Consider the following 10713-nt stretch of genomic DNA (forward strand, 5'->3'; position numbering starts at 1 on the left):
CCCACGCAGAGCGTGGGAACGATCATCACTTCAGCTCCCGCAACCGGGCCTCGATAAATCGCCGCTCCGGCATTTGCTGCGTCAACTCAAGCGCTCGCTCATACGCCCCCCGAGCCTCCTCAACCCTTCCTAACTGCCGACAAAACTCCGCCCGCGCCGAGTGCGCCAAGTGGTAATCCAGCAACTCACCCCGAGCCAGAATCCCTTCAACCAACGTCAGCCCCGCCAACGGCCCATCCCGCTTGGAAATCGCCGCCGCACGGTTCAATTCAATCACCGGCGAAGGCACCGCCCGCAACAACACGTCATACAGACCCACAATCTCCAGCCAGTCCGTTTGCGCCGCCGTGGACGCTTCGGCATGCACCGCCGCAATCGCCGCTTGCAAGCAATACGGCCCGAAACGCCGGGTCGTCAGCGCCCGTTCCACCAGTGCGCAACCTTCAGCAATCATCTCGGCGTCCCACACCGTACGATCCTGTTCATCCAGCACGATCAACTCCCCGCTCGCTGACGTCCGTGCCGGGCGTCGGGACTCATGCAGCAGCATCAGTGCCAGCAGCCCCATCACCTCGGATTCGGGCAACAGCTCCATCAACAAACGACCGAGCCGAATCGCTTCGCGGGTCAAATCCTCACGGGTCAGTTCGGCGCCGACTGACGCGGAATAGCCTTCGTTAAACACCAGGTAAATCACCCGCAGCACGCTGTCCAGGCGCTCGGGCAACTCCGCCAGGGTCGGCACCTGATAAGGAATTTTCGCGTCACGGATTTTGGCCTTGGCGCGAACTATGCGCTGGGCAATGGTCGCTGGCGCCGACAGAAAGGCCCGGGCGATTTCCTCTGTGGTCAGGTCGCAGACTTCCCTCAGCGTCAACGGTACCTGCGCGTCCGCCGCAAGTGCCGGGTGGCAACAGGTGAAGATCAGGCGCAGGCGATCGTCTTCCACGTCTTCGTCACTCCAGTCAGCCTGCTCCAGCGCCTCCAGTTGAGCGATCAACATCGGTTGCGACGCGATGAAGCGTGCGCGCCGACGCAACACATCGATGGCTTTGAAGCGCCCCGTGGACACGAGCCAGGTACGCGGATTGTCCGGCACCCCATTACGCTGCCAGCGCTCGACCGCAACGAAAAACGCCTCGTGCAAGGCTTCTTCGGCGAGGTCGAAATCGCCGAGCAAACGGATCAGGGTCGCCAGAATCCGCCGCGAGTCTTCGCGGTATACCTGCTCGACCTGCGCCCGTACCGACTCGCCAGACATCAGTCGGGCATGCCTTCGGTCACCAACGTCACCAGTCGGTCGAGGCTTTGTCCCCAACCGTCGTGGAAACCCATGGCCTCGTGGGCCTGGCGATCCTCGAAGCTCCAGTGCATGGCGCGAGCGGTGTAGAGGGTTTTGCCGTCGCGGTCTTCGAGTGTCACTTCGGCAGACATGAACGGCTTGCCCGAAGGTATCCAGCCGGGGATGAAAGCGTCAGTGAAGACCAGCCGTTCAGGGGCAACGATTTCCAGAAACACGCCGTTGGTCGGGTACTCGGTGCCATCCGGTGCGTGCATCAGGGTGCGAAACTGGCCGCCGACCCACAGGTCCATTTCGCACTCGGGGGTGGTCATGCCGTGGGGGCCCCACCACTGGACGAGCAAGGCCGGCTCGGTCCAGGCACGGAAGATTCTTTGTCGTGGCGCGTCGATCAGACGGCTGATGGACAACTCGAACTCGGCAGGCTGTTTTTTATAGGGTTGCGGACTCATTAAAATCTCCTGTTTTGTGAATGTTATTCAGGGATTCAACTGGCGAACGGGACGCACCTCGACACAGCCAACCCGGGCCGCCGGGATGTTGCCGGCGACCTGGATGGCTTCATTGAGGTCTTTGGCATCGATCAGGTAGAAACCGGCCAACTGCTCCTTGGTTTCGGCGAACGGGCCGTCGGTGATCGACATTTTGCCGTTGCGCATACGCACGGTGGTCGCGGTCTGCACCGACTCCAGCGCCTCGGCGGCGACCATTCGGCCGCTGCCCTGGATCGACTCGGCATAGGCCATGCATTCAGCGTCCTTCGGGCTTTCGGGCAGCGAGTGCAACGCGTGCTCGTTGCTGTAGACCAGGCATAAATACTTCATGGGGTTCTCCTGAATCGAACTGATGAACTATGGCTGCAGATTGAGGCTTTCGCGACATTCCCGACGAAGCAGCCCTACGCTCAGGGTTCCAGGTTGAACAGCGTCGTGCCGCTCATCATGTCGAACGGGGCCGACCAGTGTTCGTGGACGATGCGCCATTGCCCATCGTCGCGCCGATAGCAGGCGGTCACGCGCATCCAGCAGGCCTGGGTTTCGCCCTTCTCGTTAGTGCCGCCGCAATGGGCCAGCCAATGGGCGAAGGCAATGTGCTCGTCCGCCACGATGTTCATATGGTCGAAGTCAAACTTGTGCGCGCCCTGGCACATTTCCATGCACTCCTGCCAATGCGCGCGGTAGGCCGCCTTGCCCCGAAATTGCAGGGCCTTAACCGCGTCGTAGGAGACGATGTCGTCGGCATACAGGGGCATGAGTTTCTCGACATCCTTGGCGATGACCGCCTGACGATAGGTGTCGATCAGGGTCTGGATTTCAGTGGTGGCATTCATGATGGTTCTCCGTGGTTTTTGTGGTGAAGACACCCTTAGTCGTCTGGCGAAAAGCCAAATCGACAGCCGAAATAAAAATAATCCAGGAACGCAAACTCGTTAGAATCCGAGACACATTTATGTTGGAAAAAGGACACTCCAGTGACAGCCCGACTCGTGCCTTACGAAAGCCTGAACGCGCGCCAGCGCCAGCAGGTCGAGGCCATTGAAATTCACAAAGAACAAATCAAGTTCTCCGGCGACATCCACGGTGCGTTACACACCTTGCTGTCCAAACCCGGCCCCGGCGTCAAAGGATTTGCCCTGCTGGCCGAGGATGTTCCCGTGGCCTTTCTGCTGCTTAAACGCCCGCCCGTGTTGCCGGCGTGGGCCAATGAACACAGCGCCACCCTGCATGCGCTGCAAGTCGATCACCGGGCCCAGGGCAAAGGCTATGGCAAGGCCTGCCTGCAAGCCCTGCCCGAAGTGGCGCGTCAGGCGTTTCCGGAAATAAAGGGGCTGGAGTTGTCGGTGGATGCGGATAACGAATCGGCCATCGCGCTTTACGCAAAATTCGGCTGGGTCGACAGCGGCGAAGCCTACAAGGGCCGGATCGGTTACGAACGGCGGATGGGTCTGATTTTCTGAGGTGGTTATGCTCAACAGCATCGAAGAACTGGAAGCCATCTACGGCCAACCCCACGACCGCGCCGTGCGCAAGCAGATCCCCTTTTTGAACGAGGACTATCAGGCGATGGTTCGCGCCTCGCCGCTGGTGATCGTCAGCTCGGTGGGGCCTGATGGCATGGACGGTTCGCCACGGGGTGACACGCCGGGTTTCGTGCGGATCATTGATCAGCGCACCCTGGCGATCCCGGATCGGCCGGGCAACAACCGCATCGACACCCTGCGCAACGTCGTGCTCGATTCGCGGGTGTCGCTGCTGTTCATCATTCCGGGGATCGGTGAGACATTGCGGGTCAACGGCACCGCGCAAATCAGCGCTGAACCTGCGTTGCTGGAGAGCTTCGCGGTGAACGGCAAACCGGCGCGCACGGTGATGCTGGTCATGGTGGAAGTGGCTTACTTCCACTGCTCCAAGGCCATCGTGCGTTCGGATTTATGGAACCCTGAGAAGTATCTCGAACGCTCTGCACTGCCGACGGCTGGCGCGTTTCATAAGCGCTTGAATGATGGGCAGTTCGATGCCGAGACGTATGACCGGGAAGCGCCGGCTCGGGTGCGTGACAGCCTTTACTGACACAACGCCGATCCAATGTGGGAGCGAGCAAGCCCGCTCCCACATTGGATCTTCGGTGTTCGATAGATTGGTTACAACTCCAACACCATCTCATGCCAAGCCATCCCGCCATGATCGGAGGCGGAAGGCTTGATGTAGGCAAACCCAAACCCGGCATAGAGCGGAATGTGCCGCTCCTTGCACATCAGATGGATGCTGGTCTTGCCCAACGCGCGCATCCGCTCAATGAATTCGCCCATCAAACGTTTCGCCAAACCTTGCCCCTGATAATCCGGGTGCACCACCACTGACATGATCACCACGTGTGGGCCGGCCGGGTCGTGGCCGATCAGTTCCTTGAACGCCTCGTCCGACATTTCAACCTGATACGCCGCACCGGAGTTGATGAAACCGGCTACAACGCCGTCGACTTCAGCCACGATGAAACCTTCGGGCCAGGTGGCGATACGGGTGGCGATTTTCTCGCGAGTTGCGGCTTCGTCGCCTTCGTAGGCGACGGTTTCGATGGCGTAGCAGCGGTCCAGATCAGCAGGTGTGACGTGGCGGATGACGGTGTTCATGGCAGCTCGGAATCAGCGGGGGAAAGGTTTGCGATCATAAATTAATAAGGTGTTCATATCGATCACCGCAGGCGCCGTAAAGCCTTCGTATAGGCGCTGTCATTGCTCGTCGGTCCGGATTATTGATGTGTTCTGTCTCTTGCCATTAATAGGGGGAACACACCATGAGCAGCGTTCAAATCGGACTTCTCATGCTGTTGGGCATCAGCACGTTTGGCTTTGTCACGTTGTCGATTGACCTGTTGCGGGCGCGACGGATGAAGCAAGGCAAGTAACGAGCAGGAGGCGGACGCCGTGTCCGCCTCCCGATGGCATCAAGCCTTGAGCGGCAGCCAGATTTCCAGCACACCGGTGTTGAGCTTGGGGTTGAAGTCGTCGCTGTAGCGTTCGAATTCCGGGGCGTCTGCCGCGTGATGACCGGACTGCGGCAGCCAGGTTTTCCAGATGTATTGAAAGGTCTGCGGCAAGTTATCCAACGAGCCCTTGTGCTCGAACACCGCGTAGCGCTGAGGCTGGACCTCGACCCAACGGTATTTATCCGGCAGGTCGTCGAGTTTGTCGATCTCGACACCGGCAATGTATTCGAAGCCGCCCTTGCCATCCGGATTGCAGCAAATGCCGTAGGTCACTTCGCTTTTTTGACCGGGAATTTTGCCAATTTCAGGAATGAATTTCTCCCAGAGATCGGGAATGCCTTTAGTAGTGTCTGCGGTAAATCGTCCGCCAAGCCCGGCAATGAGCAGAAAATGCCCGCTCTCGAAGCGTGGCTCGGCCAGTTTGACGTCTGCTTGCTCATCCATGACTCAACTCCTGGAACAAAAAAGTGGGTACGGCTGGAAGTATAGAAGCCAAACCCGATTCGCCCAATTACAGTGCGTGCAACTGCTCGACGGCACCTGCGCCGACGAATTCGTTATAACCCGATAGGATCACGTAGACCGCGAAATAGCAGAAGATCGCCGCCGATGCCATATAGGAATAACGCAGCAGTTTGTCACCCAACAACTTGCCGCCGTGACTCGCGGCGAAGCACAAAGTGACGCACCAGAGCACGCCGGCGCAGAGAAACCCGCCGAGAAACAGCGCCGAGCTGAGCGCACCGCCGCCGCCGGAACGAGCGATCAATGTGCCGCCCACCGCTGCGAACCAGAGAATGGCGCTGGGTGATGACATCGCGAGGAAGATCCCACGGAAAAACTCGCGCCGATGGGAGTTCTGACCCACCTCTGTGGACTGCGCCAATACCGCCTCATGGTGAATCGCCGAATAGATCATCTTCGCAGCGAAGTACACCAGCAACGCTGAACCGCCAATCCACAGCACCCAACGGACTGTTTCGTATTGCAACAAAACGGTCATCCCGGCCAAGGCCAGCACGGCGTAGATCAGGTCGCCGACACACGTTCCCAAACCCAGCGCAAAGCCTTGAAAATAGCCGCGTTGCATCGCCAACGTGATCATCGCGATATTGGCCACGCCGATGTCCAGACACAGCGAAAGGCTCAGCAAAAAGCCACTGGTAAATTCCATCAACCGATTTCCTTCGGACAAATTTGTTTACATAGTCGCTGGACAGTTTGCCACATCAGCCCTTACATTCCGCCACAGGTCACCGCAGTGACCAGCGTCGCTCGGACGGTTCCGGGCGCTCACGTTATCCGAGGCAACAATGGCTAACCCAGGTTCGCCGCGCCGCTTTGCGCGCATAGATCGACTCCCCCCTTACGTATTCAACATCACTGCCGAGCTGAAGATGGCCGCCCGTCGTCGTGGCGAAGACATCATCGACTTCAGCATGGGCAACCCTGACGGCCCGACACCGCCGCACATTGTCGAAAAACTCGTCACCGTAGCCCAGCGCGAAGACACCCACGGCTACTCGACGTCCAAGGGCATTCCGCGTCTGCGCCGGGCGATTTCCAATTGGTACAAGGATCGCTACGAGGTCGACATCGACCCGGAAAGCGAAGCCATCGTGACCATCGGTTCGAAGGAAGGCCTGGCGCATTTGATGCTGGCCACCCTCGACCAGGGCGATACCGTTCTGGTGCCGAACCCGAGCTACCCGATTCACATCTACGGCGCGGTGATTGCCGGCGCCCAAGTGCGTTCGGTGCCGTTGATTCCGGGCGTGGACTTCTTCGCCGAACTGGAAAGCGCCATTCGCGGCTCGATTCCGAAACCGAAAATGATGATCCTCGGCTTCCCGTCGAATCCCACCGCCCAGTGCGTGGAGCTGGATTTCTTCGAGCGGGTGATCGCCCTCGCCAAACAGTACGACGTGTTGGTGGTGCACGACCTGGCCTACGCCGACATCGTCTACGACGGCTGGAAAGCACCGTCGATCATGCAAGTGCCGGGCGCCAAGGACATCGCGGTGGAGTTTTTCACCCTGTCCAAGAGCTACAACATGGCGGGCTGGCGCATCGGTTTCATGGTCGGCAACGCAGAACTGGTCAACGCCCTGGCGCGGATCAAGAGTTACCACGACTACGGCACGTTCACCCCGCTGCAAGTCGCGGCCATTGCGGCGCTGGAAGGCGATCAGCAGTGCGTCAAAGACATCGCCGAGCAGTATCGCCAGCGCCGCAACGTGCTGGTCAAAGGCCTGCATGAACTGGGCTGGATGGTCGAAAATCCAAAAGCGTCGATGTACGTCTGGGCGAAAATTCCCGAGGCTTATGCGCACTTGGGCTCCCTGGAGTTCGCCAAGAAACTGCTGGCCGAAGCCAAGGTTTGCGTCTCGCCGGGCGTAGGGTTTGGTGAGTACGGGGATGATCACGTGCGCTTCGCGCTGATCGAAAACCAGGACCGGATTCGTCAGGCCGTACGCGGGATTCGCGGGATGTTTCGGGCGGATGGGTTGTCACCGAAAACCAGCGCCTGACTCAGTTGGCAAACACAAAAAAACCGCAGCGATGCGGTTTTTTTGTGCCTGATGATCGTTCCCACGCGCAGCAAAGGAATGCCGCCATGGACGCTCCGCGTCCACTGTGACGCAGAGCGTCACGGGATGCATTCCCACGCGGAGCGTGGGAACGATCAGTGCGGTGTGCTTAGACGAACATCGACAACAACAGGATAAAGCCCAGCGCGACGATGGACAGGATGGTTTCCATCGCGGTCCAGGTCTTGAACGTTTCCGCCACGGTCATGTTGAAGTACTGCTTCACCAGCCAGAAACCCGCGTCGTTAACGTGAGACAGAATCAACGAACCGGCACCAGTCGCCAGTACCAGCAGCTCACGGTTCACACCCGGAATCATCCCCACCACCGGCACCACGATGCCGGCACCCGTAATGGTCGCCACGGTCGCCGAACCGGTTGCCACGCGAATCACCGCCGCCACCAGCCAGGCCAGCAGGATCGGTGAGATCTGTGCGTTCACCGCCATGTGGCCGATGACGTCACCCACGCCGCTGGTGACCAGCATCTGCTTGAAGCCACCACCGGCACCGATGATCAAAATGATCGCGGCGGTCGGCGCGAGGCTGGCGTCGAGCAACTTGAGAATTTTGCTGGAGCCCATGCCCTGACGGTGCCCGAAGGTGTACAGCGACAGCAGCAACGCCAGCAGCAGCGCCGAGATCGGGTGACCGATCAAGTCCATGAAGGTGCGGAAGAAATTACCGTCCGGCAGCACCACGTCAGCAAAGGTCTTGAGCAACATCAGGAACACCGGCAGCAGCACGGTGATCAGGGTGATGCTGAAGCTCGGCAGCTCTGCCGCTTCTGGCTCGCGAGCCAGTTGATCCACCAGTTCCTGGTTAGGATGGCCGGGGATGTATTTGGCAATGAAAGTGCCGTAGATCGGACCGGCAATGATGGCCGTTGGCAGCGCAACGATCAGGCCGTAGAGAATGGTTTTACCGATGTCGGCACCGAACACGCCGATGGCCAGCAACGGACCTGGGTGCGGTGGAACCAGACCGTGCACGGCGGAAAGACCGGCCAGCAGCGGGATACCGATCTTGATGATCGACACGCCGGTACGCCGGGCAACGATGAACACCAGCGGGATCAACAGCACGAAGCCGATTTCGAAGAACAGGGGAATGCCGACCAGGAAGGCCGCGAACATCATGGCCCATTGCACCTTGTCCTTGCCGAACGCGCGAATCAGCGTCTGGGCAATCTGATCCGCCCCGCCCGACTCGGCCATCATTTTGCCGAGCATGGTCCCCAGCGCCAGGATGATCCCGACGAAACCGAGCACTCCACCGAAGCCGTCTTGGAACGCTTTGATGATGGTGCCGATCGGCATGCCGGAGGTCAGCCCGAGAAAGGCTGCGGCGATGATCAGGGCAATGAAGGGGTGCAACTTGAACTTGGTGATCAGGACGATAAGCCCGATCACCGTGACCACTGCGTCTAGCAGCAGGAACGTCTCGTGGGACATGCCAAACATTAGGGGTGTCTCCTGGTTGTTGTTGTTATTAAAGCGGGTAATTCGCGAGCCATGAGGACAGCGCTATCTCTTGGGGAAAAACTCATGAGGCGCGCTTCAGGCCATGTTCCAGCCACCAGACATGCGCCTGTTTCGCCAATTGGTCGACGCTGTGGTTCGACGCGTCCAGAGCCAGGGTCAGGGGCTCGCCAACGGGCGATTCAAGTGTGGCGAACTGGCTGTCGATCAGCGTCGACGGCATGAAGTGGCCCGGCCGATGGGAGACACGATCAGCGGCGACTTCAGGGGTCAGCTCAAGAAACACGAAGCCCAGGCCAGGCAAGGCGCTGCGCAGACGTTCACGGTAAATGTGTTTGAGCGCCGAGCAGGTCAGCACCGGGCGTTCACCCTTGGCGTCGATGCGGCGCAGTTCATCGCACAGGCTGTCGAGCCAGCCGGCACGGTCGTCGTCGTTCAGGGGGATACCCGCGCTCATCTTTTCGATATTGGCGGCAGGGTGGAAAGTGTCGCCTTCAATGGCGGTCGCGCCGCTGAGTTGGCACAAGGCCTCGCTGACGCAAGTCTTGCCGCAACCGGCAACGCCCATGATGACCAGGGCGGTGATGGGATGATTCATGTAACACCTCAGCGCGCAGACAGCGCTACCTTTGCCGGTTATGACACTAGAACAAAGGTAGAAGTTGCCGACGCCTTCTTGTCATTTTTATGGGTTGCAGCATGTTCGTTCTCAACGCCAAAAAACGGGGATCAGGCAAACCCCGCTCACGCATTTGCAGCTGCGTCGAGACAGCGCTACCTTAGTGCCTCGAATTTTGTTTGGCAAGCCGTCCGATGATCTCCCCTAAAAACGATAAAAATACGCGCACCACTGGCCGCCCCACTTTGAACGAAGTCGCACGCCTGGCCGGTGTCAGCCCGATCACCGCGTCTCGCGCCCTGCGCGGGGTCAGCACGGTGGCCACCGAACTGGTGGAAAAAGTGCAGAAAGCCGCCCTCGACCTCAACTACGTGGTCAACCCCGCCGCCCGCGCGTTAGCCTCGGCCCAGAGCCATTCGGTGGTGGTATTGGTGCCGTCGCTGTCCAACTTATTGTTCATCGATACGCTGGAAGCCATTCATCAGGTTTTGCGCCCCAAAGGCTTCGAAGTGCTGATCGGCAACTTCCATTACTCCCGCGACGAAGAAGAAAACCTGCTGCGCAACTACATGGCCTATCAGCCTCGCGGTTTGCTGTTGACCGGTTTCGACCGCACCGAAAGTTCGCGCCGCATGATCGAGGCGAGCAACATTCCCTGCGTGTACATGATGGAACTGGACAGCGCGGCCGGCCTCAATTGCGTGGGTTTTTCGCAACTCGCTGCCGGCGAGACAGCGGCCGAGCATTTGCTGTCACGCGGTCGTAAACGCCTGGCCTACATCGGCGCGCAACTGGATCAACGCACGTTGCTGCGCGGCGAAGGTTTCCGCAAAGCCCTGCAAAAGACCGGTTTGTATGACCCGGATCTGGAAGTACTGACGCCTCGTGCCTCCTCCGTTGGTCTCGGTGGCGAACTGTTCCTGCAACTGCTCGCCAGTCATCCCGATGTCGATGCCATCTTCTTCGGCAACGACGACCTGGCCCAGGGCGCACTGCTCGAAGCCATGCGCTGCGGCATCAAAATTCCCGAACAAGTGGCGATCCTCGGCTTCAACGACCTGCCGGCCTCGGCCCACATGGTGCCGCGCCTGAGCAGCATCAGCACGCCGCGCGAGGCGATTGGCCGTCGCGCGGCGGAGCAGATGCTGACCTTGATGGCCGGCAACACGGTGGCGAAACCGGTGCAGGACATGGGGTTTGAATTGAAGGTGCGCGAGAGTACCTGATGCTGTTTGAT

General features: G+C 59.4%; 13 protein-coding genes. 4 read left to right on the plus strand and 9 right to left on the minus strand.

Going from position 1 to position 10713, the window contains the following annotated elements; genetic code table 11:
• Positions 1 to 25: 25 nt before the first annotated feature.
• The 4 genes from ACYZT5_RS17415 to ACYZT5_RS17430 all read right to left on the minus strand — a co-directional run bounded on the left by ACYZT5_RS17415 (position 26) and on the right by ACYZT5_RS17430 (position 2630).
• Positions 26 to 1261, minus strand: a complete 1236-nt coding sequence (locus tag ACYZT5_RS17415; protein WP_462052149.1) for an RNA polymerase sigma factor — start codon at positions 1259 to 1261, stop codon at positions 26 to 28.
• Positions 1261 to 1752: an SRPBCC family protein gene (locus ACYZT5_RS17420; RefSeq protein ID WP_462052150.1), complete on the minus strand. Its 492-nt coding sequence runs from the start codon at positions 1750 to 1752 to the stop codon at positions 1261 to 1263. Before ACYZT5_RS17420 ends, ACYZT5_RS17415 begins: the two co-directional genes overlap by 1 nt.
• 27 nt (positions 1753 to 1779) lie before the next feature.
• Entirely contained in the window at positions 1780 to 2124 is a 345-nt protein-coding gene (locus tag ACYZT5_RS17425) for a YciI family protein (RefSeq protein WP_462052151.1), read from the minus strand.
• A gap of 80 nt (positions 2125 to 2204) precedes the next feature.
• A complete protein-coding gene (locus ACYZT5_RS17430) occupies positions 2205 to 2630 on the minus strand; it encodes a YybH family protein (RefSeq protein WP_462052152.1) in 426 nt (141 codons plus the stop codon).
• Between the two features lie 141 nt (positions 2631 to 2771).
• Here ACYZT5_RS17430 and ACYZT5_RS17435 point away from each other — a divergent pair, with 141 nt between their 5' ends.
• Together ACYZT5_RS17435 and ACYZT5_RS17440 are read left to right on the plus strand one after the other, a co-directional pair.
• The gene (locus ACYZT5_RS17435) at positions 2772 to 3257 is read left to right on the plus strand and encodes a GNAT family N-acetyltransferase (protein WP_462052153.1); all 486 of its coding nucleotides are present in this window, start codon (positions 2772 to 2774) and stop codon (positions 3255 to 3257) included.
• A 7-nt stretch (positions 3258 to 3264) separates the two neighbouring features.
• A complete protein-coding gene (locus ACYZT5_RS17440; RefSeq protein WP_462052154.1) occupies positions 3265 to 3870 on the plus strand; it encodes a pyridoxamine 5'-phosphate oxidase family protein in 606 nt (201 codons plus the stop codon).
• A 71-nt stretch (positions 3871 to 3941) separates the two neighbouring features.
• On the opposite strand, the gene ACYZT5_RS17445 is transcribed toward ACYZT5_RS17440, so the two are convergent.
• From ACYZT5_RS17445 to ACYZT5_RS17455, 3 genes are all read right to left on the minus strand, one after another.
• Positions 3942 to 4430, minus strand: a complete 489-nt coding sequence (locus tag ACYZT5_RS17445; RefSeq protein WP_462052155.1) for a GNAT family N-acetyltransferase — start codon at positions 4428 to 4430, stop codon at positions 3942 to 3944.
• Positions 4431 to 4744: 314 nt separating this feature from the next.
• A complete protein-coding gene (locus tag ACYZT5_RS17450) occupies positions 4745 to 5230 on the minus strand; it encodes a GyrI-like domain-containing protein (RefSeq protein ID WP_462052156.1) in 486 nt (161 codons plus the stop codon).
• A 67-nt stretch (positions 5231 to 5297) separates the two neighbouring features.
• Entirely contained in the window at positions 5298 to 5960 is a 663-nt protein-coding gene (locus ACYZT5_RS17455; protein ID WP_462052157.1) for a LysE family translocator, read from the minus strand.
• A 139-nt stretch (positions 5961 to 6099) separates the two neighbouring features.
• Here ACYZT5_RS17455 and alaC point away from each other — a divergent pair, with 139 nt between their 5' ends.
• Positions 6100 to 7317, plus strand: a complete 1218-nt coding sequence (gene alaC / locus ACYZT5_RS17460) for an alanine transaminase (protein ID WP_462052158.1) — start codon at positions 6100 to 6102, stop codon at positions 7315 to 7317.
• 169 nt (positions 7318 to 7486) lie between these two features.
• On the opposite strand, the gene ACYZT5_RS17465 is transcribed toward alaC, so the two are convergent.
• Complete coding sequence (locus ACYZT5_RS17465; protein WP_462052159.1) at positions 7487 to 8839, minus strand: GntP family permease; 1353 nt, start codon at positions 8837 to 8839, stop codon at positions 7487 to 7489.
• Positions 8840 to 8921: 82 nt separating this feature from the next.
• Positions 8922 to 9455, minus strand: coding sequence for a gluconokinase (locus ACYZT5_RS17470; RefSeq protein WP_462052160.1), 534 nt, complete (start codon positions 9453 to 9455; stop codon positions 8922 to 8924).
• A 215-nt stretch (positions 9456 to 9670) separates the two neighbouring features.
• Here ACYZT5_RS17470 and gntR point away from each other — a divergent pair, with 215 nt between their 5' ends.
• Complete coding sequence (gntR, locus tag ACYZT5_RS17475) at positions 9671 to 10702, plus strand: HTH-type transcriptional regulator GntR (protein WP_462052161.1); 1032 nt, start codon at positions 9671 to 9673, stop codon at positions 10700 to 10702.
• Positions 10703 to 10713 lie beyond the last annotated feature (11 nt).

The sequence above is a fragment of the Pseudomonas sp. LB3P14 genome (genome assembly GCF_054898045.1).

Bases quoted from the DNA above. Each gene is read 5' to 3' on its own strand.
- alaC (WP_462052158.1), top strand. From the start codon at position 6,100: ATGGCTAACCCAGGTTCGCCGCGCCGCTTTGCGCGCATAGATCGACTC.
- ACYZT5_RS17440 (WP_462052154.1), top strand. From the start codon at position 3,265: ATGCTCAACAGCATCGAAGAACTGGAAGCCATCTACGGCCAACCCCAC.
- ACYZT5_RS17415 (WP_462052149.1), bottom strand. From the start codon at position 1,261: ATGTCTGGCGAGTCGGTACGGGCGCAGGTCGAGCAGGTATACCGCGAA.
- ACYZT5_RS17445 (WP_462052155.1), bottom strand. From the start codon at position 4,430: ATGAACACCGTCATCCGCCACGTCACACCTGCTGATCTGGACCGCTGC.
- ACYZT5_RS17455 (WP_462052157.1), bottom strand. From the start codon at position 5,960: ATGGAATTTACCAGTGGCTTTTTGCTGAGCCTTTCGCTGTGTCTGGAC.
- ACYZT5_RS17430 (WP_462052152.1), bottom strand. From the start codon at position 2,630: ATGAATGCCACCACTGAAATCCAGACCCTGATCGACACCTATCGTCAG.
- ACYZT5_RS17450 (WP_462052156.1), bottom strand. From the start codon at position 5,230: ATGGATGAGCAAGCAGACGTCAAACTGGCCGAGCCACGCTTCGAGAGC.
- ACYZT5_RS17420 (WP_462052150.1), bottom strand. From the start codon at position 1,752: ATGAGTCCGCAACCCTATAAAAAACAGCCTGCCGAGTTCGAGTTGTCC.
- ACYZT5_RS17425 (WP_462052151.1), bottom strand. From the start codon at position 2,124: ATGAAGTATTTATGCCTGGTCTACAGCAACGAGCACGCGTTGCACTCG.
- ACYZT5_RS17465 (WP_462052159.1), bottom strand. From the start codon at position 8,839: ATGTTTGGCATGTCCCACGAGACGTTCCTGCTGCTAGACGCAGTGGTC.
- ACYZT5_RS17470 (WP_462052160.1), bottom strand. From the start codon at position 9,455: ATGAATCATCCCATCACCGCCCTGGTCATCATGGGCGTTGCCGGTTGC.
- gntR (WP_462052161.1), top strand. From the start codon at position 9,671: ATGATCTCCCCTAAAAACGATAAAAATACGCGCACCACTGGCCGCCCC.